25 protein-coding genes and 3 pseudogenes are annotated in these 25,295 nt (G+C 56.9%); 15 read left to right on the top strand and 13 right to left on the bottom strand.

The annotated features are described in order from the left end of the window. Positions 1 to 1,162: 1,162 nt before the first annotated feature. The 7 genes and pseudogenes from HTUR_RS26050 to HTUR_RS22430 all read left to right on the top strand — a co-directional run. Positions 1,163 to 1,514 (top strand): annotated as a pseudogene (locus HTUR_RS26050) (integrase core domain-containing protein); the annotation flags it as partial. A gap of 32 nt (positions 1,515 to 1,546) precedes the next feature. Then, positions 1,547 to 2,431 carry a hypothetical protein gene (locus HTUR_RS22455; protein WP_012945649.1) on the top strand — a complete coding sequence of 295 codons (885 nt, stop codon included), beginning with the start codon at positions 1,547 to 1,549 and terminating at the stop codon, positions 2,429 to 2,431. Between the two features lie 98 nt (positions 2,432 to 2,529). Further along, positions 2,530 to 2,768: pseudogene (locus tag HTUR_RS28200) on the top strand (site-specific integrase); the annotation flags it as partial. A gap of 690 nt (positions 2,769 to 3,458) precedes the next feature. Further along, entirely contained in the window at positions 3,459 to 3,980 is a 522-nt protein-coding gene (locus HTUR_RS22445; protein ID WP_012945648.1) for an Lrp/AsnC family transcriptional regulator, read from the top strand. Between the two features lie 163 nt (positions 3,981 to 4,143). Further along, positions 4,144 to 4,500: a DUF7344 domain-containing protein gene (locus tag HTUR_RS22440; protein ID WP_012945647.1), complete on the top strand. Its 357-nt coding sequence runs from the start codon at positions 4,144 to 4,146 to the stop codon at positions 4,498 to 4,500. Positions 4,501 to 4,746: 246 nt separating this feature from the next. After that, complete coding sequence (locus HTUR_RS22435; RefSeq protein ID WP_012945646.1) at positions 4,747 to 5,565, top strand: TrmB family transcriptional regulator; 819 nt, start codon at positions 4,747 to 4,749, stop codon at positions 5,563 to 5,565. Between the two features lie 127 nt (positions 5,566 to 5,692). Next, on the top strand, positions 5,693 to 6,097 hold the full coding sequence (locus tag HTUR_RS22430) for a TRAM domain-containing protein (RefSeq protein WP_012945645.1): 405 nt from the start codon (positions 5,693 to 5,695) through the stop codon (positions 6,095 to 6,097). A 2-nt stretch (positions 6,098 to 6,099) separates the two neighbouring features. Here HTUR_RS22430 and HTUR_RS22425 read toward each other — a convergent pair whose 3' ends face one another. After that, positions 6,100 to 6,444 carry a DUF7344 domain-containing protein gene (locus HTUR_RS22425; protein WP_012945644.1) on the bottom strand — a complete coding sequence of 115 codons (345 nt, stop codon included), beginning with the start codon at positions 6,442 to 6,444 and terminating at the stop codon, positions 6,100 to 6,102. A 105-nt stretch (positions 6,445 to 6,549) separates the two neighbouring features. Next, entirely contained in the window at positions 6,550 to 6,870 is a 321-nt protein-coding gene (locus tag HTUR_RS26040; protein ID WP_012945643.1) for a hypothetical protein, read from the bottom strand. A 189-nt stretch (positions 6,871 to 7,059) separates the two neighbouring features. Between HTUR_RS26040 and HTUR_RS22420 the strand changes: the two genes are divergently transcribed. Both HTUR_RS22420 and HTUR_RS26035 read left to right on the top strand, forming a co-directional pair. Further along, entirely contained in the window at positions 7,060 to 7,335 is a 276-nt protein-coding gene (locus HTUR_RS22420) for a helix-turn-helix transcriptional regulator (protein WP_012945642.1), read from the top strand. Positions 7,336 to 7,405: 70 nt separating this feature from the next. Continuing rightward, on the top strand, positions 7,406 to 8,818 hold the full coding sequence (locus tag HTUR_RS26035) for a helix-turn-helix domain-containing protein (RefSeq protein ID WP_226377567.1): 1,413 nt from the start codon (positions 7,406 to 7,408) through the stop codon (positions 8,816 to 8,818). 204 nt (positions 8,819 to 9,022) lie between these two features. On the opposite strand, the gene HTUR_RS28845 is transcribed toward HTUR_RS26035, so the two are convergent. Together HTUR_RS28845 and HTUR_RS28195 are read right to left on the bottom strand one after the other, a co-directional pair. Then, positions 9,023 to 9,166: a DUF7563 family protein gene (locus tag HTUR_RS28845; RefSeq protein ID WP_012945640.1), complete on the bottom strand. Its 144-nt coding sequence runs from the start codon at positions 9,164 to 9,166 to the stop codon at positions 9,023 to 9,025. Between the two features lie 391 nt (positions 9,167 to 9,557). Then, positions 9,558 to 9,728, bottom strand: a pseudogene (locus HTUR_RS28195) (RNA-guided endonuclease TnpB family protein); the annotation flags it as partial. Between the two features lie 352 nt (positions 9,729 to 10,080). Here HTUR_RS28195 and HTUR_RS28190 point away from each other — a divergent pair. Together HTUR_RS28190 and HTUR_RS22405 are read left to right on the top strand one after the other, a co-directional pair. Further along, positions 10,081 to 10,551 carry a hypothetical protein gene (locus HTUR_RS28190; RefSeq protein WP_012945639.1) on the top strand — a complete coding sequence of 157 codons (471 nt, stop codon included), beginning with the start codon at positions 10,081 to 10,083 and terminating at the stop codon, positions 10,549 to 10,551. A gap of 48 nt (positions 10,552 to 10,599) precedes the next feature. Beyond that, positions 10,600 to 11,670: a polysaccharide deacetylase family protein gene (locus tag HTUR_RS22405; RefSeq protein WP_081443527.1), complete on the top strand. Its 1,071-nt coding sequence runs from the start codon at positions 10,600 to 10,602 to the stop codon at positions 11,668 to 11,670. A gap of 325 nt (positions 11,671 to 11,995) precedes the next feature. Here the strand turns inward: HTUR_RS22405 and HTUR_RS26025 are convergent, their stop codons facing one another. Next, a complete protein-coding gene (locus HTUR_RS26025) occupies positions 11,996 to 12,955 on the bottom strand; it encodes a hypothetical protein (RefSeq protein ID WP_081443526.1) in 960 nt (319 codons plus the stop codon). 227 nt (positions 12,956 to 13,182) lie between these two features. Further along, positions 13,183 to 13,500, bottom strand: a complete 318-nt coding sequence (locus HTUR_RS22390; protein ID WP_012945634.1) for a hypothetical protein — start codon at positions 13,498 to 13,500, stop codon at positions 13,183 to 13,185. 994 nt (positions 13,501 to 14,494) lie between these two features. Between HTUR_RS22390 and HTUR_RS22385 the strand changes: the two genes are divergently transcribed. Further along, a complete protein-coding gene (locus HTUR_RS22385) occupies positions 14,495 to 16,417 on the top strand; it encodes an asparagine synthase-related protein (protein ID WP_012945633.1) in 1,923 nt (640 codons plus the stop codon). After that, positions 16,407 to 17,606 (top strand): carboxylate--amine ligase, encoded by a 1,200-nt coding sequence (locus tag HTUR_RS22380; RefSeq protein WP_012945632.1) that lies wholly within the window; start codon positions 16,407 to 16,409, stop codon positions 17,604 to 17,606. The genes HTUR_RS22385 and HTUR_RS22380 overlap by 11 nt, the downstream gene beginning before the upstream one ends. Positions 17,607 to 18,029: 423 nt before the next feature. Here the strand turns inward: HTUR_RS22380 and HTUR_RS22375 are convergent, their stop codons facing one another. The 6 genes from HTUR_RS22375 to HTUR_RS22350 all read right to left on the bottom strand — a co-directional run bounded on the left by HTUR_RS22375 (position 18,030) and on the right by HTUR_RS22350 (position 22,572). Continuing rightward, positions 18,030 to 18,374 carry a hypothetical protein gene (locus tag HTUR_RS22375; protein WP_012945630.1) on the bottom strand — a complete coding sequence of 115 codons (345 nt, stop codon included), beginning with the start codon at positions 18,372 to 18,374 and terminating at the stop codon, positions 18,030 to 18,032. Positions 18,375 to 18,462: 88 nt separating this feature from the next. Further along, the gene (locus HTUR_RS22370; RefSeq protein WP_012945629.1) at positions 18,463 to 18,981 is read right to left on the bottom strand and encodes a DUF7342 family protein; all 519 of its coding nucleotides are present in this window, start codon (positions 18,979 to 18,981) and stop codon (positions 18,463 to 18,465) included. A gap of 304 nt (positions 18,982 to 19,285) precedes the next feature. Next, a complete protein-coding gene (locus HTUR_RS22365) occupies positions 19,286 to 19,714 on the bottom strand; it encodes a VOC family protein (RefSeq protein ID WP_012945628.1) in 429 nt (142 codons plus the stop codon). A gap of 2 nt (positions 19,715 to 19,716) precedes the next feature. Continuing rightward, positions 19,717 to 20,688: an ABC transporter substrate-binding protein gene (locus HTUR_RS22360; RefSeq protein WP_012945627.1), complete on the bottom strand. Its 972-nt coding sequence runs from the start codon at positions 20,686 to 20,688 to the stop codon at positions 19,717 to 19,719. Continuing rightward, positions 20,685 to 21,671 (bottom strand): ABC transporter substrate-binding protein, encoded by a 987-nt coding sequence (locus tag HTUR_RS22355; RefSeq protein WP_012945626.1) that lies wholly within the window; start codon positions 21,669 to 21,671, stop codon positions 20,685 to 20,687. Before HTUR_RS22355 ends, HTUR_RS22360 begins: the two co-directional genes overlap by 4 nt. Before the next feature lie 4 nt (positions 21,672 to 21,675). Continuing rightward, positions 21,676 to 22,572, bottom strand: a complete 897-nt coding sequence (locus HTUR_RS22350) for an ABC transporter substrate-binding protein (RefSeq protein WP_012945625.1) — start codon at positions 22,570 to 22,572, stop codon at positions 21,676 to 21,678. 138 nt (positions 22,573 to 22,710) lie between these two features. On the opposite strand from HTUR_RS22350, the gene HTUR_RS22345 reads away from it, so the two are divergent. Continuing rightward, entirely contained in the window at positions 22,711 to 23,049 is a 339-nt protein-coding gene (locus HTUR_RS22345; protein ID WP_012945624.1) for a cupin domain-containing protein, read from the top strand. Between the two features lie 87 nt (positions 23,050 to 23,136). On the opposite strand, the gene HTUR_RS27655 is transcribed toward HTUR_RS22345, so the two are convergent. Then, the gene (locus HTUR_RS27655; protein WP_187291514.1) at positions 23,137 to 23,298 is read right to left on the bottom strand and encodes a hypothetical protein; all 162 of its coding nucleotides are present in this window, start codon (positions 23,296 to 23,298) and stop codon (positions 23,137 to 23,139) included. A gap of 13 nt (positions 23,299 to 23,311) precedes the next feature. Between HTUR_RS27655 and HTUR_RS22340 the strand changes: the two genes are divergently transcribed. Continuing rightward, positions 23,312 to 24,772: an aldehyde dehydrogenase family protein gene (locus HTUR_RS22340; protein WP_012945623.1), complete on the top strand. Its 1,461-nt coding sequence runs from the start codon at positions 23,312 to 23,314 to the stop codon at positions 24,770 to 24,772. Positions 24,773 to 25,295: the final 523 nt, after the last annotated feature.

Genomic DNA, 25,295 nt, shown 5'->3' with positions numbered 1-25,295 from the left:
TCTCGGCGGTACAACCACTTGATCGCTGAGTTGATAGTAGTGAGAGTTGCTTCAGTCACGGCTAGGCTGTGTTCTATTTCCCGTCGGCGGTTTTGTATCCGCTGTCGCCGTCGGCGTCGAGGTACACTTCGGCTTGAGCGATCAGCTTCTTGGTCTTCCTATGTCGTGTTTTTCATAGAAGCCGACAGTCGGTCGCTCTGCTATTTTGTCCTCCTCGTGATGATAACATCTCGGCGATTACTGCGACCGATCTGCGCCCTCTTCTCATGCCGAGATTAGCCCGTTAGTGCTGAATCCTTCGTACGAGTCTCGACTGCTGATCAGCGAGCCCCTCCTATATGGTGGATCGCGGCAGCGGAGAGGCGTCGATCTCGTAAACTAGTTCCACCGTGTCAAAGACTACCATATCGGAACGATCTGGTATACTAGTACTATAGACGGATTTGTTCCGATAGGGTAGTTCTTCACAAGGGTGCTTGTTCTCGGCAACTTCGACGACGCTGCTGCACGTTTCACCTGTAAACGAATCGCAAATAAGAAAACGGCGTCGCAAGAATTGCTACCTCTTCCCGGTCCGACGTCACAGCGGTTGGGCGATCTAGATCGGCCGTCAGTCTGATCTCACAGCGAGCGCGGCGGGGTGGGTGGGGTCGACTCGAGCAAAAACAACGGTCATGGGTACAGCAGCCGCTACCATCCCAGTAATCGATAAGTTGGACCAGAGGCGAGGAGCGAAATATCAACTCCTCGGTTAACCCGACCGAACTCCCATCGAAGGACGAAATCGAACAGCACATGACCGAACTCGAGCAGTGGGACAAAGAGGCGCGCGACGATGAGTAAGCTACACTGATCCTTTCTGCGACGACCGACGCCCTCTGAGCGGACTAACTTGAACTCGAGCGTGCACCAGGCCGGCGGCCGCGACGCCGAGGGTTTCGGACAAACGACAGAAGGAGATCGTCTTATGTGTCTCTAACCAAACATCGCCTATTCATTCGATCAAGCTACCGCCGATTTATCAACGGGTAGTGGGTTGGGAGGTGGTGTCGGCGTCTTCGGGATTGGGCTCGCCGAGCGGACAGGATCGTGGCGAACGCCCGCACCGTGGCCGCCGTTGCTGGCGACCGGTAGACAGTCGGCTTGGAACACGCAAGATGGGCTCGTTCTCGATGTCGCAGTGTTCGGACGACGAGGCACCGATCCAGCCGCTGCGTTCCTGCATCGGTTGACCGAGAAACACAATCTCTCAGACACCGTGTTTCTCGTCGATGGCTACGGCTATCTGACTGCTCTCTCGATTAGGTTTGAGCGGTCAGCTCGACTACGTTGATCGAAACCTAATCGAAAAGTGGTTTCACACCTTCAAGATGCGAGTTGACCGCTTCCATAATTCGTGGGTGGGCAGTCAGGCGAGCGTCAGAGAATGGCTTGAACAGTTTGTACACTATTATAACACACAACGACCGCACCAGTCACTCAACGGACAAACACCAGCCGAGGTGCTAAACTAGACAGTGCCATCCCCCTCGGAACCGGAGTGTAAATGCAAAAGATCAAAACCGGAAACGGGAGCTCCCTTTCTTTTACTTCCGGAGCCGAAAAGTTCTCAATACGCTTGTTCCAGTTTCAGTGTGTCCACTGCTCCGTGCCCATATTCGAAACGACGCTCAGCGTCCTCCAGGAATCGTTGCTTGCAATCGTTCCGCTCGCCATTATCGTCTGGTTCGTCGCGCGAACCGTCCCCCGGAGCGGCGTCCTTTCGTGGGTCGTACGCTGGATTTTCGTGGTGGGAGTGATTCCGCCATTCGGCCTCTTTCTCCTCGCCGAACTTCTCGGCAGTGAACTAGTTCGTGACCTCGCGTGGGCGTTCCTCGACGGCGAGGTTCGACTCACGGTCCAGATCCTCGCGGTGATCGACTCCCTAATCGCCACAGTGCTTCGGGCGTTCGTACAGTTCGTCGCCGGTCTTGTTCCGACCAACCTGCTCGCCAGTTTCATGTCGACGCTCCCGTCGTGGAACCCGTTTGTGGCACTGTCAATCGCGGGATCCCTCCTCGTGGTGTGGATCGTCCACTTCGTCACGGGTGTCGTCGTGGTTCGACTCACGCAACGGGAAGACGGTTTGTCCGTCGCAGACAAGTGGTTGACCGTCGCCGGAGTGGTGCTGTTCGTTTCCGGAATGGTGTGGACGCTCCTACAGTCCGACTCGCTAGATTTTAGTCGATTCGAACTGCAAATCGCCGTGCTAGCGTCCTCGATGGGGGTGATTTCCGGTGTCGCCGCGTCGAACCTCCCCGTTGACCTTCCGGCGTGGCGGTCAGACAACATGAGGGACGATCCCGAGTCGGGGTCGGAGACTGGTACCCCGCAACGTATCTCTGAACTGTATCGGCTACGGGGTGCTATTCGGTCCCTTTTTCGGCGATAGTTCGACGCGTCGATTACGGTGTCGTTCCACATGTCGATGAGTCTGGAAACGGATATCCTGAATGCCACTTCGACGTTCCCATTTCAGTCATTGACACCATCCAGTTGGGTGACTACGTTGGGCTTCGAGCGGTTGAAATTCCCCAAGTAAAGCCGAAGTACGTCAAACGCACCGACGGCGGGGAGCACTATCGTCTTCGCATTCCTGAAGGCAAAGACACTATAGGTACCGGTGGGAAGCCTCGAAACGCCTATCTTCCGAAGGGCGTGGAAGGTGACTTCCACCGCTATCAGAACGCCAAAGTATCGATAGCGGTGAGCCGCTGATGGACATAGCACGCCCGTGGTTCTTTTGATAGAGGAGCACGCACTTATCAGGATAATATTAAATATCCGACACTAAGTCTTGTTCTATATGGCTAATACAACGGTCGGTCTCATACGTGTTGCCCGAATCGCTGCTGGGTTGGCCGGTCTGGCTGGTGCATATGGATTTCTCTATCTAATGGGTGCATTCGGCTCAGTCTCGTGTCATCAGACAAGTGGAGGTGCCAAAGGATGTATAGCTGGTATCGACTACCTTGTCGGGAATGCTGGTGGCAACGCGTCCACGCTGTTCTTCTGGGCAACTCTCCTCTTAGGCCTCGTCGCTATCCGGAATTGCTACATGGACCAACCACCGATGCATAACATGGGGAGCTGCACTTGTTAACGTAGGTATCTCCGTCTTTGGCCTCTGGTTGGGATGGTTTTTCATGGCCTCGGCAGTGGGCTTGTTAACCGCTGCGCTAGCCCTCAGCGTTGGCGCACGGCATGATAATAATGGCGACCAAATGTCACTCTCCATAGGTTGAAAATCGTCTCTTAGAATCATGTTTTCCAAATAGCTATTTCATTGAAAAGGTCGCACACTACTTGTTCTGTACTGAGCGGTAACTATGCATGCGGAGTTATCGGACGGACTGCTTCAATCTATGCTAGTAAAGGGCCCATGCGGACTTTTCAGTCGCCTCGTCCAAGGACACCGTATGGACGACACCCCACTCGACGACGTGGACCGGAGCATCTTGCACCAGCTCCAGCTCAACGCCCGCCAGACCGATACGGAGATCGCCGAGAAGGTGGATGTGACTTCCACGACAGTCCGGAATCGCCTCGACAAACTCGAAGATAAGGGCGTGATCCGCGGCTATTACCCTGAGATCGACTACGAGGAAGCAGGCTACCCCCTCCACGTCATGTTCGTCTGCACGGTCAATCCGAATAACCTGAAATCGATGGCCGAACAGATCCTCGACATTCGCGGTGTGGTGACCACCCGCGATTTGCTTGGAGGCGAACGGAATATCCACGTCGAGATCGTCGCCGGTTCAGTCAGAGAGATCGAAGACATCCGCAACGAACTGGCGGACTTGGGCATGACAATCAACAGCTCCGAGATTATCTCCGAGACGCAGGTCCAGTCATGGGACCACTTCTATCCACGGACGAGCCCCGACGCGAATCAGGACGACGACACCGACGACGGGTCGGTCACCGATCAAAGGTAGCCGATGAATCGCTTGAAAATTTCAAATCTATCTGCGCCTATAGACTCTCAGTCCACATCCCGATTTCAATATATCCACATATAACCGCTTTAGGTTGAATTTTCCAAGTGTAACAATTATCTGGGTGAAAGGGCTTATTCGTTTAGGAGGTTGTTGTCACGGTATGGCTAAATCAACCGAGGCGGTAACCAATACTTTCAGCACATTGGCAGATCCCGTTCGTCGGTACGTCCTGCACTACCTCGACGAGCAGGAAACTCCAGTCTCCTTCGACCGTCTCGCCACTCGGGTTGCCGTCTGGCACACCGACAGCGACCCGGACGCCGTCGACGACGCCACCCTCACCGAGATGCGCACGGCCCTGTATCATATGCACCTACCCAAACTTGCCGAGGCGAGCTATATCGAGTGGGACAAGGACACCCATACGATTCGGCGAGGGCCGAACTTCGACGAGATCGTTCCGTTACTTCGGTTGATGGCCGACCACGAAGACGAACTGCCCGCGGGGTGGCCATAACCCAATGAGCCAGCGTCTCCGCACGTGGCTCTCTCGGCTCGGTGGGCGCACACAGGCCGAGCCATCGGCCTCTCGTCACGACTCCGAGAATGAAGCCACCACGGTCTTGTATTCGTGCCCTGCCTGTAAGATAATATACATTAGCGAGGAGATGGACGCCTGCTCGAAGTGTAGAGAGTCAGTCACCCAAATTCCGACCGAGCGTGAATTACCCTCTCAACCAGTCGGACATGACAGGACCACCTAATGACAGCTGAGGAACGTAAAGTGGAGACGGTGAGTCTGTTGCAGGACCTCGGGCTGAAGGAGTACGAGGCGCGGAGTTTCCTGGCATTGACCCAACTCTCGACGGGGACCGCCAAGGAAGTCAGCGAGATCTCGGAGGTTCCTCGGACCCGGGTGTACGACGCCGTCCGAGTGCTGGAGTCAAAGGGGCTGGTCGAAGTACAGCACACGAACCCCCAGCAGTTTCGCGCGGTCAGCATCGAGGAGGCAACCGCGATCTTGCGTCAGCAGTACGACGCGCGGATCGACACCCTTCAGTCACACCTCGAAGCGCTCGATCACCAACCGGAGGTCGACGACAGCGACCGAATGCAGGAGGTATGGACGCTATCCGGTCACGATGGCATCGAGGCCCGGACACACAATCTGCTGGCGGACGCCGAATCGGAGATCGTCCTGCTGGTCGTCGAGGAGGAACTTCTGACGGAGGCGTTGTACGAGCGACTCCACGACGCGGTTGACCGCGGCGTCGACGTGATCATCGGTGGCGAAACGGACGCGATCATCGCCAAGCTCGATTCCGAGATGCCATCCGTGAAGGTGTTCGAAACCGAACTGGACTGGCTTCTGGGGCCTGCAAGCGACGACGAGGTTGCCATCAGTCGCCTGCTGTTGGTTGACCGTACGACGTTGCTGGTCAGTTCCTTCTACCCGGACGCCGACCCCGACGAATCGCACGAGCAGGCGGTCTTTGCCGACGGTCTGGAGAACGGTATCGTCATCCTCCTTCGCCGGATAATCTCCTCGGGTCTGCTCCCCATGGCGAACCCGGTGAGGTAGCCAGTCAGCCCGCAGCCTCGAGATCGTCAGCGTCCCGACCGCGCCGACCAGCGGTCTGTGAGTCCGAGTCACCACCGATAGAACCAAGGTCCTCATGAATAGCAGCTATAGGAAAGAGGATTTTCTCATGGAAGTGCCAGATAACCTGCTTTGCCTATTCAACGCCGAACTGGAAGAAAAAGACGAGAACTACATCATCGAAGTACCGCGTCGTGAGGTAGCGAAGGGGCAGATTCAACCCGGTGAAATGTATCGTGCAGCGGTGATCCAGACTGAGGCTGTGGAGTCAGAAGGGCAATCCGAGAGCCGGGACCGGGATGAACTGGGGCCACCTGTTGAGGAGGGTGAGCAGCGTATTGTTGATATCGAGGATGTGGGAGAGCAAGGGGATGGAATCGCCCGTGTTGAACGGGGCTATGTCGTCATCGTTCCGGATGCCGAGCCCGGTGAGCGTGTGGAGGTTGAAATCGGTAACGTCCGTGAGAACGTGGCCTTCGGCGAAGTTATGGAACGCCATGACTACTACGAGTAGTTCTACAAGAAATTCTCAAGGTTTAGATCGGAGAGATCGGACTTGAGAGACACCGTATCCCTTTCTTGAGAATAAGTGAGAAAATCTACCTCTTCCAGCTTCGGAACCTGGCAGTGGTAGAGATCTAAGTACGTTTCTTTGACATCGTCTGCTGGAATATCGAGAAGTGTCTCGGCGTTAGACTCTAGCAGCGCTACTTCGTCAGCTAGATCAGCGAGCGCTAGCGGGGTCTGATATTTCTCGAGGCAGTATAGAGTGAATCGACGCCGTTCGTTTGATAGAATATCAAATAGGATATTATTGGAAAGCTCTTGTTCTTCACTGGCGCGGGTGACATTCTCCACCATATAACACCCGTTTAATACTCAACCTGTTATAACACCACCGATTCGTACAACCGGGTGCAGGAAAAGAAGTGTAAGAAAAAAGCCAGAACAGAGCGGGAAACTAATTTACCGTTTAGATATGCCGTAATTGACGTGTACCGTCGGCGTACTTTCGGTCTCCGCTCCTTCCTCACCGTTCCAATCGACGGTGTGGATGTTTGCCAGCCGTTCGGAGAACCGGAATTGTTGAACACCAACCTCAATAGCTCCTTCAGCAGTGCTCTCTGATACGATCGTTGCCTCTTCGACAGGGTTTCCAGCAATCATTTCGATATCGCCAGCAACGGTGAGTTCGAAACTCGAGGGTATGCCGCGGCCGACAACAGTAATTCGATGTGGGAGTTGTTCGTCTTCAGATTCGTTGTGTACCGGATTGCCGCGTGCCATACCCTCGAATAGTTTGATATAAGCTTTCTTGTCGCAAAAAGCACGCTTCCAGGAAATTCTACTAAGTCAAAAAATACTGGAGACAGTAGTGAACTACAGTTTTGAAAATCTCGAAATCCGACTAAATACTCCATAAAACAGGTGTATATAGGATATAACGAATAATCACCCCGTTGAGATCTGGGGTATATGGACGATCTGACCGGGTTCCAACGTGATCTGCTGTACGTGATCGCGGGGGCCGACCAACCATCAGGCCAAGAAGTCAAAGAAGGGGTAGAACAGTACTACAGCGGCGAGATCAATCATGGACGTCTTTATCCGAATCTCGACACGTTAGTTAATAATGATTTAGTGGAGAAAGGGCAGCTCGATCGGCGGACAAACTACTACGCAATCGCTGATAAGGGGCTGGAAGAAATCGAGGAACGGCGTGAGTGGGAGTCCCAGTACGTCAACGTCTGAAATCTCTTAGCGGTCAGTCGTTACCGAACTCGAACGAGTCCATGTCTCGCCAGTCCTCCAGTGAGCGGTCTTGAAACAGGATTTCGCCGTCTTCTCCCTTGACCTGTTTCTCGAACTCCTCTTGACGGACGGGAACACCTCCCGAACCTATCAATCTATGAACATTCGCCTCGTGCGGAATGTACACTTTCGTCCTATGGAGCGGCCTTCGGAATTCCAGACGTATTGTCGCAGAGAAAATGTAAAATGCCAGATCCACAAATTATACAGTAGCAGTATCCAGAACGAGACTTCAGAAATAGATGTAAGTATCCCGCTCACCGACCGTCAGTACGAAGTCGCTCAAATAGCAACAGAAATGGGCTATTTTGATCAAGAGGGCACCACCACTAAAGAGATTGCCGAAGAACTCGATATCACTCCCTCCACTCTATCTACACATCTCAGAACAGTCCAAGCAAGGATCCGTGCAGACCGACGCGCTGAACGAACTCGCGACATCGATCAGTATTTCGACGGCAATTCAGTCGAAGTACGGTGTGTTCGCCTGCTATCGGCAGCTCTTCGAGTCTCGAGAGGAGAAGCGACAAACGGCACTCTCACCGACCGTCGATGCCGACGATCCACTGGGAACGCTATTGGCTCTTTGGTCGTTCGCGGAGAAGATATCCACCGACTCCGCCCCAAGCTTGAGCAATCGCTCGAGACGCCAGCAGCGGTCGCTGATGACGCTCCCGAATTCGCTGTCTACATCTCCCTCTCGACGGTCGATCGAACGGGCTACGTGATGGCTGCGACGCGGATCCTGCAGACCAAGAACCTTCGACCGACTCGAGACAGCATCTCGCTCCTACAGGCACTAGTCAGTTCGCCGTACGCTGCTGTCCAAGCACTCCAGCAACTCGCCACCGAAGACGAGAGCCGAGAGCTCCGACCAGACGAACTCCGCTACGCATTGGGAACGCTCGACCCTGAGCAGTTGCTCGCCGATCTTCCACCGACAGTTGGTCGAATCGTTCAGACGCGTCTCACAGCCGAAAACCGCCTGTCACAGTGTGACCTTGCCGACCGAGCGGGCGTCTCAGCACGGACCATCCGGAACTATCACAACCGGCTCGAGGCATTCGATCTCATCCAGGTTGACGAGACTGGATACCGCCTCGCACTCTCGTTCCAGACTACTTCCGAACGCCGCGATCCCGTTGTTCCAACAGGCCTCGAGGAGACCCAGACGCTCCTCGACACCGCCGCCGCATTTCTCGAGACACTCCTCCCGCCAGAGCGATATGGTGATCCCGATGACCCACTCGGCAGCGTGCTGTTCTGGCCGCCAGACCCCCAGCGATTACTCGATCACCACCGAGTCGGATCGTGGCTGCGATTAGCAGCTGCGCTCACAGTGACAGGACCTCCCGGGAACAACCGGGCGGTACAGATGGGCCCATCACTTGAACAGCAAGCGCTGTCTCAGACAATTTCGTAGGATAGAGGCGCGATTCTTCAATTCGGCTTCGGCGGCGCCGTCGACTTCATTCCCATCGTACTCGTGAGATAACAAGGGTTCGTCTCGAACCGTGCCCAATCCACCGGATACAACACTCGAGGCGGCCGTTCACGTCGGTGCGTTTCCGTCGACCTCCGACCCGGCTGAACCCATGGGAATCGAAGACTCAAGTTCAGTCGGCGGTTACTCGGTCCTCGAGGTTGCCTCACCGTCACCCAATTCTCGATTGGTCATGCAGTGGGGACAGCCGTGTACCTCGCCGCCAATGCCGAACACTCGAATAAAGTCTTGAGTGACGAACCCTCCACACTCTTCACATTCGGGCATAGTTACTCCGCCTCCTCGGCTGGCATCCCAGTCAAGAACCACTTTGCGCGTGTGATGATCTCGGCCTGGGCCTTCTGCTTCGAGAGACTCCGTTGGTGAACTTGGTCAGTCGATCGGTACCCCCATCCCCTCGATAGTGGATTCTTGAAAGGGTATTGTGGGTCTGCTCCTACCCTTCCGGGTGCCCATTACGGATCGTAGACCTACCTTCGGGGGCCATGGGACCGGTCCGAGAGCAGGTCGATCAAAAGTGCGCTAGCATATAGCATAGCCATTGGCCAGACCTATGCATGGGATCTTTAAGACCCTGTCAAGCAGCTTGATCAAATTCTCTCTACCTGATTGACCTCCTCCCGCGCTTGAAGACGTGGGAATCCCAAGCAGTGGGATATTATGGTTTGCAACCTGCCTGTTCGCTCGGTGCAAAACGCCCCGAGGGTTGGTTGAACAGGTAGGCTACTGGCCGTGCCAACCGACCATTATTCATATCCCCGGTTAGGTGACTCTGAGTTATCTTTCTTCGAATGTTCACCGCACCGTTCATATCTGCATTCATGGCACTGTCTAGTGTCGCTTCAAGCCTCAAATGGCACAGAGAACACGGTACCGGAACCATATCGGCTCATCTGTTCACCGTTGAAGCAACACTAGACAGTGCCGCTCAGGCCATCATTACATCTCTTTCATATCCGCCTGTAGGACATCAACATTCTGAAATATCTCTAATCGCCGCGTGGTGAGTGCGGTCACGATCAGCCGGTGGGCTGTAGCAGATCAGGCATTGCAGCCCATAACACGACGAAATTGAGGGCCATCGAAAGCACCTTTGTGGTTCCAAAGAATCCCTTAGAAAACAGTACTACATCAGTACCAGCTTCGCTTACACTTATCCGAGTTCTTGGACACCTCTCAGTATGGAAGACGCCTCTGTCGATCGTATTCAGTCACTGCAGCAGTCAATCTCGGAGTGGGTTCACATCGGTCTTCGTCTCGTTCTTGTCGCACTCGTCGCGAAATCAGCGCTGAGCAAGTTCGTCACCCACGAGAATTCGGTTTCATTCTTCGATGCGGTCGGGATGCCCGCCCCTCAACTGATGGTCATCGTTAAGCAACAGCAGGAGCAGATCAGTGACCTTGAGGAGCCCGTCAGTGAGCAGCAGGAAACAATTAGTGACCCCGAAGAGACTGTTGCCGAAGGCGTCCGACCTGGCTTGAGGACGACTGAACCTCCGTCTTTGTATAGATACTCTGGTGAGCTGATTGGCTATCTCTACGAGTGTCAGCCAGAGAATGGACACTCAAGTAAGGGTGGTAATGAGATCGGAACCACCAGAAGCTCTCATCACCCTTTTCTACTAATAGCTATCCCTGAATTTAGTATTTGATGATCAGACATAAGGTTCATAGAGGAATATGTAAACTGGTATCGACATATGGTTGACTCTAAACCGGTGGGACGGAGAACGGTTCTGCGGCGGACTGCGACCCTCGGAATTGCCAGTATAGCCGGATGTTTTCGTTCTGACGCTACTGAGAATGGCAACACTGGAAGTGATTCCGTATCTTCTCCCGACAAGGCTGATTCTGATCAGGTCAGCAATGCTAGTGATGACGCGTCGAAAGATGCAGCTGAAGATGAGTGGTTCGAGAATGGAGCGGTTACATTTATCTACGATGATGGACCGAACGACGATCTAGAACAAGCATTTCCAGCGCATGAGACGTACGACGCGCCAGCTACAGTCGGCATCGTCTCCGAGTGGATGGAACGGAACGACGAGAGGTGGATGAATGTTGACGAGGTGACGAGACTCGTTGATGCTGGCTGGGAAATTGCGTCACACACAGCCACCCATGTAGCGCTCACCTCGTTCGACCTCGTTGAGGACGTGTCACCGGGCGATAACCGTATCTATCCCGAAGGACGAGGGCAGCACGGGTTCTTGCTGGGGGATCCAATTGAAGTCACTGATGGAGAGAAGCTTGTACAGCGGACGGTTGTTGAGTCGGATGACGACGATATTGGGCGCTACTTAGAACTTGACGAGCCGATCAATACCGCGTTCACAGCTGAAGAGACAGTCGAGCGGTATACGGAACCGTTCGTCCACAAGCAGCTCGCCGATTCGCAGAAGGCGTTAGCAGAATTCGGCCCAACGACGTTTTTAGCCCCGCACAATGTCATTGATGATCGGCACCTCGATATCGTCCGTGAGTACTACGAGGGCGTGTTGAATGTGAACTCCGGTACACCAGTGAACGATATCCCGTTTGATCCATTCGACACGAACCGAGCGTACTTTGCCGAACACGTCGATCGAGATCAGGTCTATGCTGACCTCACACAGATCGCTGAAGAGAATGTATATGGCGTTCTTGGTGCCCACACCCACCGCGAGGAAGTGACACAGGATCGCATCGCGGAAACACTTGAGTGGTGCAATGAGCTTGGGATTGAAGCAATCACGTTTGAAGAGGCGATCAGTCGAAACGCAGGTGAGTAGTATACACCAGATACGGCAAGCTCGCCTTGAGGAATAAAGAGAACACGACTCAATCGAGCAGCGATTAGAGAAGTTTGAGTCTGGCAGTAACGGCGGTGATGTGTTCGAGGTGAACATTGAAATGACTCGCATCGATAAAGACGGTGACGAAGCTAGCATCTTCGCCACATTTTGGGGTTGAAAAGATGAGCGCGGGCACAATGAAACTATCCATGATTCTTCTGCAGGATCCACAGCAGCAAGTCGACGCCCTCGAAGAATACATTGGTTCCTAAAGCAGTGTGGTTTCTAATGGTCTAGAAATTAAGAATCGATGAAGTGAGATTCAGCACCCGTCTCCGAACGTCCCATTGAGGGCCATTGAGTGATTGGCATAATAGGAGTAGAGATTTTGTGGAGTCACGTACCTCCCACCGTAGTACCCAACAGGACCATTTGTTTCGATGATATTGGTTTCGTGGTCTTCTGTGAACCTCAGATCGCTCCGCTCATAGATGAGATCGCCATCGAGCCAGTACTGGATGACGCCATCCGAATTTGCCACGCCATTGTCGTCGACTGTATTCATACAGACATAATACTCGAATTCGTACCACTGCCCCGGAACGATCTCTGGCTGTCGCACGGCGTAGGGTTCCCCGTGAAGGAGAAAGTCATGATCTTGATTCTGGTCCATATGGTATGTATAGGAGAGCAGATGGAACGGCCCATCTAGATCGGTTTCTTTTGTACTGACATAGAGGCGGTTACTCCACCCATTGGTGCCATCAGGGACACCGCCACCGGCACTCCCCTCCCCAAGCGACATGGCACAGTTCCAGAGCCGACAGTGTTCACTCTCAGTTCTCATCGACCAACTCGTATTAAGAGCGAAAGCGACACGGCCATTGAGCTCGAGGAGGCCGTCATCAAAGTCATAGTGGGTACTGAGCCCCCAATGATCGCCGTCCTGAACCCGAAGTTGGAGAGCGGTATCGCCAGCGTAGGTTGGGCTGGGGACAATTGCAAGGTTCTCACGATCACCATTGGACATCCAATAGATGTCCTCCCAGTTCTCATACTCTCCGTACTTGAGATGAACGACCTCCTCCGGCCGATTACAGCCGCCTCCGGCCGCACTCTCTATTTCTTCCGCTACCGTACGATCTACTCCTCCTCCAGTCACCCCAAACAGGCTCCCCACGCCTAGGAGGCTTCCCCCGCGTAACAGTCGGCGACGAGATACATCGACATTGGTTGTCCTCTCATCCACACTAACTGGATCATCGGCATGATTCTCTTTCATGCGCTATGGTAGCCATGAGATATCAAGCCATTGTATTATACTGGTTATACGAAATCAGGGTGTCATTTCAGGAATACCACTCTGAGTATTTTGCTCATATAGATTGGTTTTAATAAATATAACTGTAAGAAGTACAGCTTGAGATGCCTTACGTTTAAACTGTCCGACAACGTACTGTGGTACCACAGGCCAGAACAGGATTTGATCCGATGTCTGCAGAGGTGGATTCAGTGGCCGGGTAGATCGACGTCCTCGAGCATCCTCCTGGTCGCTCCAAGGTCGGCCATCCCGTGTGGAATAGACACGGAGTTCTCGTCGGAGTTGGCGCTGTCGGTGAGAGATTCGTATATCCGCTTCGAACGCTGGAGAACGATCTGCTCCGTGACACCCTCGCCGTTCACTTCCTGCTTTCGAGAGACGAGTAAGCCGTCCTCAAGCCATTGGACCGGCAGTCCGTTCCACTGGTGATGGAGTGTCGCCAATTCACGGGCTTTCTTCTCTATCTCCTCCTCCGATAGATCGGCCTTCGCCCTTCGACGTAGCACTCGATTAGCTTATCGACGTACTCTTTCGCGTCCCTCTCGAGGCGCTCGTAGTGGTTGTGTAGATCGGACCAGCCGACATAAGGGTATTGTGGGTCTCCCCATACCCTCGGTGCCGGCCACGGATGGTAGACCTACCTCCGGAGCCGTAGCCTACTCCGAAGGCAAGTCGGTCCAAAAGTGTGCTAGTCATTTACACAGCTGTTGGCCAGACCTATTCATGGGGTCTTTGAGACCCTCTCGACAGATCCGCTCATTCTTTAAGTACTTCTGGTCACAAGGTGGAGATATAGCAGGGGAAGTGTTCTCACCAATGTTCTAAAGTTGGTAGTCGCAACTCAGGCAATTAGCCCTCGGGATTGTATCTATACAATCCGTATATGCAAAGCCGGCTGATCAGCCAAGGGGAGAATACGCTGATAGTGACCAGCGTGCCTCTGATGACTGTGACTTTCAGTAGAATCGGGAAAAACACACCGAAACGAGATTTCTCTTTAAGTGGTTCCCGGCACAAGATAGAGATATAGCAGGGGAAGCGTTCTGATCCCAGATTCTTAAGTTCCACAGTCACAACTTAGGGCGGTCGGTCCTCGTGAGCTGGTTAGGGATTCGCTGGCTCTATTGAGACTCTCAGGAGTTCAGCGGTAAGTAGATAAAGGGTTCTTTCTGCTGTTGCACCTTCGACGCCTGCTGGTTGGTTGCCGAGTAGAGGTTAGCGTCTCCCCAACCCAGAGGTATCCTATATAGATAATATAGATATTTCTAACTATTGTCTGATTTTAAACAAGCGAAATCACAAATTCCTGCCCGGATAGTGTAGTTAAGCCGTCAATAACAACCCCATCAGAACAGAATTGCTGACTTAGACCTAGTGAGTTGACTATCTCTGAAAATGATGACGATTGAACTACTTATCCGGGAGAGATGTGAAGAACTAACCCTAAGAATACAGTTTTGAATTACTCATCTCGATAATAGCAATTAAAATTAAATAATAATGGAAGGCATATACGGTATTATTAACATTCATGGAACGGAATTGGGTGACAAACTAGAGGAATGGTATTTATCTGACGACGGTATTCGGCATGTGACCGAGGACGTGGCACTCACGGCCGATCCAGGTCGGTGTTACACCGCAAGCCAGTCCTGCGACGGCGATGAGTCGGTCCGTTGCTGGCTGATTGGCGATATATATGGCTATGACGCGAGTGCCATTGGCGAACCCGGTGGATACAGGACACGGTCTGCCAATGTTGACCCTGCACAGTACTGTGCGTCGCTGTACCAGCGCGACGGACTGCGCTTCGTCAACGGCCTCAACGGCGCATTCACACTCCTGATCTATGATCGTGAGCACGATCGCCTCGCTCTTTGTACTGACCGGTTCGGGACAGTGCCACTCTATTGGACACGGCCGGACGAGGAGACAATCGTCTTCTCGACGAATATCCAATTTCTTCCGTACCACCCGGACGTTGATACCGCCTTCGACCCGGCGTACCTCCACGAATATCTTGCCTTTCGGCGCACATTCGGGGTGACGACTCCTCTCGAGGGTGTCGAGAAACTCCAGCCGGGTACGATCACGACCATTTCGCTAGTCGACGGTGCGACTCAGAGCGACCAGTACTGGCGGCCCGAGTATTGCCCGCGCGACGAGTCCTTTGAGTGGTTCGTCGACGAGTTCGTGCGTCGGTTCCGTACAGTCGTCGACGAGTGGACCCGCGACGACTACGAGTACGGCGTCTTGCTTTCGGGGGGTCGAGACTCGCGGCTCGTTCTAGCCGCCCTCGAGGATGCGACTGCGTTTCACATGAACGACTGGATGAATCGCGAGGCCCGCATCGCTGAACGGGTCGCCCTCGAGGCCGGCGTTGACTTCGAGGTACTCGACCGAGGGGCCCAATACCGGATCAACGCCCTCAAGCGCAACCGATGGGCTGGCTCGTTCAACGGCTGGTTCTCCCAGCCCTACACTAGCGGATTCGAGACAGAGATCACCAACCGAGTCGACGGACTCTTGTCGGGACTGTATGCCGACTCACTGTTCCATGACTATGGCGTCCCTTCTCCGACAGTGTCAGTCGGCCCGCTCGGGTCGGTAACGGTGCCGATCGAGCAATCGATCGAGACGGTCGACGAATACATCAATTTGCTGCTCGAATCGGCCCACGACGATCTTCCCACCTCGACGGATCTCCAGTCGATCCTCGAGGCGAATATTTACCGAGAGGGCGAGCAAATCATCCACCACGGTGTCACGTACAACTCCCTCAACGAACTCGTCTACTACGGCAACTGCTATCCGCTCTCGAACGACGACGACCTGCGGTTCCATACCGATCTCCACCGGATGCTTCCCTACCAGTCGCCGTTTCTCGATAACCGTATTATCGACCTCTCTCTGTCGATGCCGGTCCGATACCGACTTCGACGGGATCTTATCGGGCAGGCGGTCGATCGTCTTGCGCCCGACCTGGCAGCGATCCCCCACGCAACCACCGGTGTCGCGCTCTCACGATCGTTCCCGATCAAATACGCTGGCAGACATCTGCTGGAGCTGTGGGACAAACACATTCGCAACCAGACATCACCGAAGCCATACCTAACCAACGGTCCCTGGCTGGACGACGCCGAACTGCTCCGCTCGGAGCCGTTCGCGGGGAACGTCTTCGAACAAACTGCCAACCTCGCCGACGGGCTCCCCGGCCTCGACGCTGACGGAATTGACGACCGGTACCGTACCCACCTGCGCGGCCAAAACCGCGTCGGCGAACTATACACGCTGTTGACACTACTAACGATGCCAGTCACGAAACGCATTCTCGAACCCGAAACAGATCGCACGCAGAAAACCGACGTAACAGACTCCAGTTTTTGGTCGCTCGAGAAGGGGGAGTTCGACGATGTCTGCTGAGCGCGACGCAGTCGTCGTCACCGCCTCGCGGTACCCCCACGGATACGCTTCGATCCGTTCGCTGGCTGACTGTGGCCTGCACACGATCGCCGCGGTCGCTGACGAGTCTTTGAGCGTCACAACCTCCCGGTACTGCGACGAATCGGTGCTAGTTCCGGCGCCGAGCGACCTCCCAGCGTACAAGGATTCGCTACTGGGACTGGCCGCTCGGCCAGACGTCAGAACGATTATCCCCCACCGACCACACGACACGTACCTTCTCTCGAAGTTCGCCGACGAGTTCGACCGCCACACCGACGTCGTCGTCCCAGACCTCGAGAGGCTGCGGGGCGTCCACGACCGGAAGCACCTCGCGGAGGCGGCCGCTCGGGCGGACGTGGCAATCCCAGATACGCAACTGCTCGGCGAGGTCTCCGACTGGAGCGGTAACCGGATCGTCAAATCCCGGTATAACCTACTCACTGACGAGTACCTTGAGGACATGGCGTTCGAAGATTCCGGAATCGCCAAATCGGTTGAGCACATCCCTGCAGGCGAGACGCCTGACATCGACGCACTCGTCGAGAAGATGGGCCATGAACCGATTGTTCAGGAATACATCGATGGCGAGGAGTACCTCTTCGGAGCGCTGTACGACCATGGCGAACCCCTCGGGACTTTCCAGCACAAACAGCTACGGGGAGATTCCTACACCGGTAGCGGCGGCGTCTATCGCGAGTCGGTTGACATTCCCGAACTTGAGGAAGCTGGCCGGGCGATCCTCGATGAACTCGAGTGGCACGGGCTGGCCTGTATCGAGTATGTCGAGGATGCCGAAACTGGTGAGTTCAACATCGTCGAGATCAACCCGCGGATGTGGCAGTCGCTGGCCTGTGCGACCCGTGCGGGGGCGGATTTCCCTGCTTGGTACTGGTATGCAGTTACCGATCGCCCCGGACTAATCAATCCTCGCTACGAGACTGGCGTCAGTACGCACTATCTGTACGGCGAGCTGGAACACCTCGTCAGTATCGTCCGTGAGGAGTCCCCGTTCGTCGAGCGCCCCTCGTTGCCAGGACGCGCGGCCGAGATCCTACGCTCGTGTTACAACGACCCTTGCTTCGATTATCTCCACCTCGACGACCCGCGTCCGATCGCCCGTCAGGTCCGCAACGAACTCGAGAGCGCAGTGATCAGCCGGCTCGGCTGACCGTTTCATCTGATACTGGATCTTGGCCTCAAGGTCCCCACGAACTCGCTGTCGGTTCTGCAATCCCCGCAGTCTCAGTGATCTCTGTCTGTTTGATCTCCAGTCTGATCGAGACTGCCGTCTCGGTATCCTGTCTCTGGACGTCAGGTCAACCGAGCGGCCACTTTGACCGTGGAGCTACGTCGGGCTCGTCGATCAATGTCTACAGGTCGACAGCTAGAACAGTACCCGCCCCGGATCCACCGGACCACCGTCTCACTCATTGTCTGTTCCACAGACGACATCACGAAGTTCCTCGAGCAGCAAGCGCTGTCTCAGACAACTCTGTAGGATTTAGAGTACTGCATATGACCTAGATCCTGACAGAAGTAACAGTCGCACTTCTCGAACGGATCTCCTCAACACGTTCGGCACTGCCTCCGCCTACTGCTGCTCCCACAGCATCTCGATGCGCTCCTCGATGTGATCAAGGACGAGGCGGCTCACATTGCGGTGGTCGTCCGGCCACTGAGCGTTCTCCGCGTCGGTGCGGCTAGCGGCCGGTGGTGGATGGAAGTGATCCCGTGAGTTATGTGCGTTTGGGTGCCGATCCCATCGACACTTCCACGCCCCGCCCCGTCGCTCCTCCTGGTAGTGAAAGTTGAAGTCGTCGTTGCGATACCAGCGAATCTCAAAGCGAGCAGACGCCTCATTCGGATAATAGTCACCTGACAGCTCGACGCGGAGGTGCAGCTTCCCCTCCTTGACAATCTCAGCCGACTCGAACATGCGACGCCCAACGAATCGGGAACGCATTCGCTCCAACATCGACCGGTCTATCGGTGCGGGACTCGCACCGTCATCCGCCGGTACCATCTCAGCTATGCGACGGGGCCGTCGAGCCGGCGGCCTTTCTCCTGGCGCGTTCGTGTAGGCGACGTTCCTCGATGGTGGTGGCCCAATCACCGAGTTCCACGTACACGTCGTCAATCCGCTCCGCGTCGAACTCGAGGACATCGACCTCGGCGGGCGAGTCGACCCCATATTCGCCGCGGTACTCCTCGATCCGGTCGGTCAACTCCGACACGCGGGCCTGCAACTCGTCGACCGTGTTCTCTCGCGCCAGCTTGTTGACCCGCCGCCACTCGAAATAGTCGTCGTTGCGCTCGTACCTGACCGGCCGGCCCTCATGCCGAATAACGATGCCGAGGTCGGCGTAGAAGGACAGGTGTGTCCGTGCCGACTCCTCCGAGCAGTCTGCCCGCTCGGCGATCTCGGCGGCCGTCATCGGCTCTCGGGCGTGTAACACCGCACCGTACACGCGCTGCTTCGTATCCTCGCCTTCGAACGGTCTATCGAACGGGGGCGGGCCGTCGTGACGGATATCGTCTGTCATACTCCTACCAACGGGATTAGCACACATATTTCTTTCTCTGGGCAAAATATATCGCTCAAAGTCAGAGTCACTTGCCGTGCACCCCACTCATCTTCGACCCCACGCTCGCCGCCACCCACGCCATCGTGTTCTGGATCTCGTTCGTCATAGATACCACAGCACGGATACCACGCCCTCTAGGGCGTGGAGGAAGCGCGTCACTTGATCAAACCTACTGACGCAGACAGCCCGGCGGCCGACGACTGACGACAGACCGCCACGATCACGCCGGACACCTTGTTCGGCTCCCGACTCGATCTCGACCCTACTCGACGTCGTCGTGCGTGAGCAGCGACCGCTCCTGTTCGCCCGTTGGGGGCTCATAGGTAATTACCTCGAGCAGATTGCCGCTCGGATCGAGGAAGTAGAACCCCTCGAACTCGTCCCAGTCGTAGGGCCCCTGATTCGGGAACTGGTCGTCGAGATCGTCCATCAGCGACTCGTACTCGTCCCGGTCGGTCTTGAAGGCGAGGTGCGCCTTATCTAGCGGGTGATCGAGACCGCGCTCGTCCCACCGCTCGCCGCGACCGGTTTCGGCCAGCGTAACGACGGTTTCGCCTGCCCGGAACATCGCGTGTTCGCCCTGGAAATCGTCGGGATCGCGTACCACCTCGAGTCCGAGCGCGTCACGGTAGAACGTGTAGCAGGACTCGAGGTCGTCGACGTTGACGTTGATATGATCGACGGCCTCCATCCTCAGGCACCCACTCGATCCACGTAGTTTCGGACGACGTCCGCGTCCGTGTCGACGAACTCGTTGGTCCAGACCACGTCCGGATCGATCTCCCCCTCGAGCAGATCCGTCTCGGCGAGGGTCTCTCCGAGCGTCCGCCACCGGACGCCGTCGTGGAGCCCCCAGCCGGACCGGCGGACCCGATCGGTAAACTGGAGTTCAGTCGCGGCGGTCCGGAACTTCCGCTCCTCGACGGGCCGGTTCCGCTCAAGCGTGGCGTTGCGCTCGACGAGGCAGTCGACCGCCTCCTCCGGGTCGGCCGTCGCTGCTTCCCAGCCGCGGGCCGTCGCGCGCAGGAACGCGCGGACCGTCTCCGGCTCGGCACGAGCGAAGTCGGGATCGCTCACGATCGTCATCCCGTAGACGTCGAGGTGGTTTCCGATCGGGAGTTCGTCGGCCGTCCGGTCGTGTTCACGTTCGAGTTCGTAGCCGTTCGTAACGACACCCACGGCGGCGTCGACCGCGCCGTCGAGCACCTTGTGCTGGACGCGGTGGTGGGTGTGGTCGTCGACCTCGAGCAACTCGACATCGTCCCGGATCCCCTCGTTCTCGAGCAGTTGGGCCGTCAGGATGCGCGTCTTCGTCGCCGAGGGGGCAATCGTCCGGCCGACGAGTTGACCCGGACGCTCGAGGGGCTCGCCGAAGATGTCCTGCAGCGTGTAGATCGCCGCCGGCGTCTTCCCCGTGACGGCGGCGACGGCGAGCGGCTCGAGGCCGCGGCTCCGGACCGAGAGGACGGCGCTCGCACCCGCCAGCGCGAACTCCGCGCGTCCCTTCGCAGCCTGCTCCGCGGCGAACGGCGAGCCGTGTCCCTCGACGAAGCGTACGTCGAGCCCCTCCTCGTCGTAGAACCCCCGTTCGCGGGCGAAGAAGTACGGCGCCTGGAACCCGTTTGGCTCCCAGTTGAGCTGAAAGTCGATGGTCGTGGTTGTCATTGTGGCTGGGGCACCTCCAGTTGGAACAGGTCATCCGGAATGCGGTCGACACCGAGCGCGTCCGGACCTGCGACCTCAAGCAAGTGGTCGAACAGTTGCTCCATTGCCGCAGTCGTCTCCACGTCCCAGTCGGCGACGACCATCTCTCGCCATCCGTCGCGGACGACCGCGGGATCGTCCTCATACATCATCCGCTCGCCGAGTTCGTCCCAGAATTCGTCGTCGGTCCGGAGCCGCTCGACCGCGTCGACGTACGCTCGCTTGAAGCCGCGAACGGCCTCGGGAGTCTCGGAGAGGTACGACTCGCTCGTGAGGAACGTCGAGATCGGCAGCGTTCGATCGGCGCCGGAGAGCCGCTGGACCAGATCCGCCATCGGAATCACCTCGCGGTACGGCCCGGTCTCGACGATCTCGGGAATGATCTGCCAGAACTGCAGTGCAGCGTCGACGTCGCCGTCGCGCAGCATCCGTGTGAGTTCGACCTTCGATTCGGACTCGACCGATGTCGCCTCTGCCTCGGGGTCGAAGCCGTGATACTCGAGACAGGCGGCCCGCGTGAGGATCCAGTTCTTGTCCAGACGTCGGACGACGCCGACGCGGCAGTCGCGGAGGTCGGTCAGCCCCTCGATCGACGACGCCTCGGGAACGACGAGACCGCCGACGGTCCGCCCGTAGGGGTGAAACGCGACGATCGGCGCGCCGTTGACCCGCTCACGAGCCGCCGAGATGTAGTCGATGTCGATCAGATCCGCGTCACCCTCGTGGAGCTTTGCCTCGACCGTCTCGATTCCGCCCTCGAGTTCGTCCGAAACGAGTTCCACGTCGAGGTGGAAGCCGTGGTCGCGGTCGAAGCCGAACCGCTTGATCGTGTACAGCATGTACCGCGGGCTGCCATTGTGCTCGAACCGGGCGCGCATTACGGGCAACTCCCCGGGATCGGCATGCAGTTCGTCCAGTGCCGACTGCTGAGTGTCGATATCCATGGCTCTAGCGGACGGGTGCGACGATCGTGTCGATCTCCGCGTCCTCGTCGATCAGCTCTCGCTCTTTCATCCAATCGAGGTGGCCCTCAAGGTCCCCGGAGTCGACGGGTTCGGGAACTTCGTACTCCGGAACGGTCACCGAATCGCGGATGGCCAACACGTCGACGTCCTCGAAGAGGTCGGGTGCGACCTCGCAGTCCTTCTCGAGCATCTCGAGGTACTGCTGACGGAACGCGGACGGCTCCTCGTTGATCTCCTCGACGGCGCGGCCGTAGGCGTCCATGAACGCGTCGAACGCCGCGCCGTCGAGGCCGTCGGTTCCAACGATTCCGACGTGATTTTCGAATTCGAAGATTCGCTGTAGTCCGAGCCGATCCGCGAGCGCGCTGTGGGGATCGAGCAGCGTCACGGCCTCGACCGTTCCGTCCCGGAGGGCTCGGAGCCGGTTGGTCGGCATTCCGTGGTGTTCGAGTTCGATTTCGTCCGACTCGAGGTGCTCCTCAAGCGCCCGGATCGCCGTGTACTCCTGGCCGGTCCGCCGATTGACCGCGATGGGGACGTTCGCCAGGTCGGCCGGTCCGTCGATATCCGTCTCCGGTCGCGTGTGAAACGTGTACGGAAGGTCCGCGAACGCGCCGTGAGCGACGATCCGACCGTCCTCGAGCGACCACGTCCGGCGGAGGCTCTCCCACTTGCAGACCGGGTACAGATCCACGTCCTGGTCTCCGGTCAGGGTTCCGTCCCCAGGGACGTACTTCCAGTCGACGCGTCGCCGATCGCGCTCGATCAGTTCGACATCGAGTCCGTGCTCTGCGAAGTACCCCCGCTCGGCCGCGACTCGCTGCGGCAACATGAACGAGAAGGGGAGGTGAAACACGCGAAGCGTGTCATTGTCTGTCATGCAGTGTTCCCGACGACAACTGGTGGTATAAAACGTTTCTAGGAAAGGTTTATACGGTCGGTCGGGAATACTGTCATCGTTACGTGCAATAAGATTGACGTTCCGGATCGGTGTCGCACCTTACTGTGAGGCATCACCATGGACCACATCGAAACGGCTGACGTCGATCTCGAGGAAGTTGCACCGGGGGTGTATCTCGGCGACCTCTCGACGGGCGAGCGAGCCAACATGAAGTACTGGCGGGTCGAACCGGGCGCGACGCTGCCGGTCCACCAGCACGAACACGAGCAGATCGGATACGTACTGCGGGGACGGCTGACGGCGATCGTCGACGGAACGGAGGTCCTCCTCGAGGAAGGGGACGCCTACAGGTTCCCGAGCCAAGAGCGACACGGGGCGGAAAACCGAAGCGAGGCGCCCGCGGTCGGTCTCGGCGTCCTCGCACCGCCGCGGACGGACCCCGACTGGCGACAGTAGTGCGAATCCATCGTTACAGTGGTAGCGAGGCGAAAGCCAACGACTCTAGTCGTGGGATGAAGCCGTCACTGCTGGGGACCATACGCTTCACCCTGCCCGCTTGACCACCTCCTGCGTCTTCAGGCGCGGGAGGAGGTCAACATCAATAGCGCCGATTCCGTCCGGGTGTCCCCAGAGGGCTGATGACGACTGCCGGTGGGCGTCACCGGTCCGAATGGTCGGATGCGAAGGTTCTTTGTTCAGTGGCATGGGTTGACAACCCATGCAAGGGGAGCAATCCGATCACTATGGAGTGTTTATCGACGGAAAATTTCGAGACGGTGCCGAGACGTTCGACGTCGAGAATCCGGCGACCGGCTCATCGATTGCGACCGTCGCCGAGGCCAGCGAAGGAGGCGTCGGCGATGCTATCACGTCCGCAAAACGTGCTCAGCCAGAGTGGGCGGCGATGGATCCAGCCGAACGAGGCCAGCACCTGTCGGCGTTCGCCGAGGCGATTCGGGAACGTGTCGACGATATCAGCAAGACCGTCACGCTGGAAAACGGTCGGCCGATCGGGCAGTCGGTAGGACTCGTCAGTAGCGCTGCCGACTACATCGAATACTACGCGGGCATGACGACGAAAATTCAAGGGGAGACAATTCCTGTCCCCGGCGACCAACAGGCGTTCACACGAAAGGAACCAGTCGGGGTAAGTGCCCAGGTCATTCCGTGGAACGCTCCGATCCTACTTTGCTGTCGTGGGATTGGACCTGCGCTCGCAGCCGGAAACGCAGTCGTCGTCAAACCCGCACCGGAAGCCCCGCTTGGGCTGTTGGAGATCGGCGAACTCGCCACCGAAGCGGGAATCCCCGACGGCGTTCTCAACGTGGTCACCGGCGACGGCGAGACGACCGGTGCCGCGCTCACTACCGATCCGCGAATCGACGAGATCACGTTCACTGGTTCGGTGGCGACCGGCCAGATCGTCGGTAAGGCCGCAATCGACAACGTGGTTCCGACGGCCCTCGAGCTCGGTGGCAAGAGTCCGGCAATCGTCTTCGAGGATGCTAATCTCGAAGACGCCGTTGAGGGGGCGATGAAGGCGCTGACGCTGATGAGTGGGCAGGTCTGTTTCGCGACGACGCGGATCTTCGTTCATCAGGGCTGCTATGACGAATTCCGCGAAGCACTCCGCGAAGCCGTCGAATCGATTTCGATCGGGCCGGGAATTGAAGATCGCGATCTCGGCCCCCTCGTCTCCAACGACGGTCTCGAAAAGGTACGAGGGTACGTCGACGACGCCCTCGAGAACGGTGCGAGCGCACTGACCGGTGGATCGGTACCTGACCGTGAAGGGTACTTCTACGAGCCGACGGTAATCGAAGGGGCTGACGACGACGCACCAATATCTTGTGAGGAGGTATTCGGTCCGGTCATCGCCCTCTACGAGTTTTCGGACGAACGGGAGACGATTCGGCGGGCCAACGACACTGAGTTTGGTCTCTACGCGACGGTCTGGACGAACGATCTCGGACGTGGCCACCGCGTTGCGAACGAAATTGAGGCCGGCAGCGTAATGGTCAATCAGTACTCCGGCTCGTACCCGCAGACACCCTTCGGCGGCTACAAGAAGAGCGGGCTCGGCCGCGAGAAGGGAATGCAGGCGATCGATCACTACACCCAACTCAAAACCGTCAACATCGACTACGGCGACGGATCCGACGGCACACCCGGCGAGTAACTGGATACTCAGTCAATGGACGGTATCTCGTGCCGGAGCTCCCGCCGACGGTCGGCAAAGTTCTCTACTCGTTGCTTCGGGCCGACGAGCGACCATCTCAACGCGAGCTCGCAGACCATGCCGATGTCTCGACACAATCACTCCGCAACAATCGGAACGTCCTCGAGGCGCTCGGCCTGGTCTCAGTCGACGGCAATGGGTGGCGCCTCCAACTGTCGTTCCGTACGACCGAAGAGCGTCGCACTGGAATCGTTCCCGATGTCGTCGGTGACACATTCGTCGACGCGGTCAGCAAACTACTCGAGACGAGGCCCCCACCAGAACGGTACGGTGATCCCGACGACCCGGTCGGCGGAATCCTATTCTGGCCGCCTGATCCGTGGTCACTGACGGATCATACCGATACCGAGCCTTGGACCAGACTGGCCGCACAGCTGACCGGCGCCGAACGACCGGATTGCAAGACGTTGATCGCTGTAGGACCATCAATCTGCCAACAATCGATCACCACACCGACAGGACA

Origin of the sequence: Haloterrigena turkmenica DSM 5511, assembly GCF_000025325.1 — an archaeon.
In the GTDB taxonomy this organism is placed as follows: Archaea; Halobacteriota; Halobacteria; order Halobacteriales; family Natrialbaceae; genus Haloterrigena; species Haloterrigena turkmenica.
This window is presented reverse-complemented; position numbering and strand designations above follow the sequence as displayed.

Bases quoted from the DNA above. Each gene is read 5' to 3' on its own strand.
- HTUR_RS22455 (WP_012945649.1), top strand. From the start codon at position 1,547: ATGCAAAAGATCAAAACCGGAAACGGGAGCTCCCTTTCTTTTACTTCC.
- HTUR_RS28190 (WP_012945639.1), top strand. From the start codon at position 10,081: ATGGAAGACGCCTCTGTCGATCGTATTCAGTCACTGCAGCAGTCAATC.
- HTUR_RS22345 (WP_012945624.1), top strand. From the start codon at position 22,711: ATGGACCACATCGAAACGGCTGACGTCGATCTCGAGGAAGTTGCACCG.
- HTUR_RS22425 (WP_012945644.1), bottom strand. From the start codon at position 6,444: ATGGTGGAGAATGTCACCCGCGCCAGTGAAGAACAAGAGCTTTCCAAT.
- HTUR_RS27655 (WP_187291514.1), bottom strand. From the start codon at position 23,298: ATGCCACTGAACAAAGAACCTTCGCATCCGACCATTCGGACCGGTGAC.
- HTUR_RS26040 (WP_012945643.1), bottom strand. From the start codon at position 6,870: ATGGCACGCGGCAATCCGGTACACAACGAATCTGAAGACGAACAACTC.
- HTUR_RS22365 (WP_012945628.1), bottom strand. From the start codon at position 19,714: ATGGAGGCCGTCGATCATATCAACGTCAACGTCGACGACCTCGAGTCC.
- HTUR_RS22440 (WP_012945647.1), top strand. From the start codon at position 4,144: ATGGCTAAATCAACCGAGGCGGTAACCAATACTTTCAGCACATTGGCA.
- HTUR_RS22360 (WP_012945627.1), bottom strand. From the start codon at position 20,688: ATGACAACCACGACCATCGACTTTCAGCTCAACTGGGAGCCAAACGGG.
- HTUR_RS22445 (WP_012945648.1), top strand. From the start codon at position 3,459: ATGGACGACACCCCACTCGACGACGTGGACCGGAGCATCTTGCACCAG.
- HTUR_RS22420 (WP_012945642.1), top strand. From the start codon at position 7,060: ATGGACGATCTGACCGGGTTCCAACGTGATCTGCTGTACGTGATCGCG.
- HTUR_RS22355 (WP_012945626.1), bottom strand. From the start codon at position 21,671: ATGGATATCGACACTCAGCAGTCGGCACTGGACGAACTGCATGCCGAT.
- HTUR_RS22375 (WP_012945630.1), bottom strand. From the start codon at position 18,374: ATGTTCGAGTCGGCTGAGATTGTCAAGGAGGGGAAGCTGCACCTCCGC.
- HTUR_RS26025 (WP_081443526.1), bottom strand. From the start codon at position 12,955: ATGAAAGAGAATCATGCCGATGATCCAGTTAGTGTGGATGAGAGGACA.
- HTUR_RS22350 (WP_012945625.1), bottom strand. From the start codon at position 22,572: ATGACAGACAATGACACGCTTCGCGTGTTTCACCTCCCCTTCTCGTTC.
- HTUR_RS28845 (WP_012945640.1), bottom strand. From the start codon at position 9,166: ATGCCCGAATGTGAAGAGTGTGGAGGGTTCGTCACTCAAGACTTTATT.
- HTUR_RS22370 (WP_012945629.1), bottom strand. From the start codon at position 18,981: ATGACAGACGATATCCGTCACGACGGCCCGCCCCCGTTCGATAGACCG.
- HTUR_RS22405 (WP_081443527.1), top strand. From the start codon at position 10,600: ATGGTTGACTCTAAACCGGTGGGACGGAGAACGGTTCTGCGGCGGACT.
- HTUR_RS22430 (WP_012945645.1), top strand. From the start codon at position 5,693: ATGGAAGTGCCAGATAACCTGCTTTGCCTATTCAACGCCGAACTGGAA.
- HTUR_RS22435 (WP_012945646.1), top strand. From the start codon at position 4,747: ATGACAGCTGAGGAACGTAAAGTGGAGACGGTGAGTCTGTTGCAGGAC.
- HTUR_RS22340 (WP_012945623.1), top strand. From the start codon at position 23,312: ATGCAAGGGGAGCAATCCGATCACTATGGAGTGTTTATCGACGGAAAA.
- HTUR_RS22385 (WP_012945633.1), top strand. From the start codon at position 14,495: ATGGAAGGCATATACGGTATTATTAACATTCATGGAACGGAATTGGGT.
- HTUR_RS22380 (WP_012945632.1), top strand. From the start codon at position 16,407: ATGTCTGCTGAGCGCGACGCAGTCGTCGTCACCGCCTCGCGGTACCCC.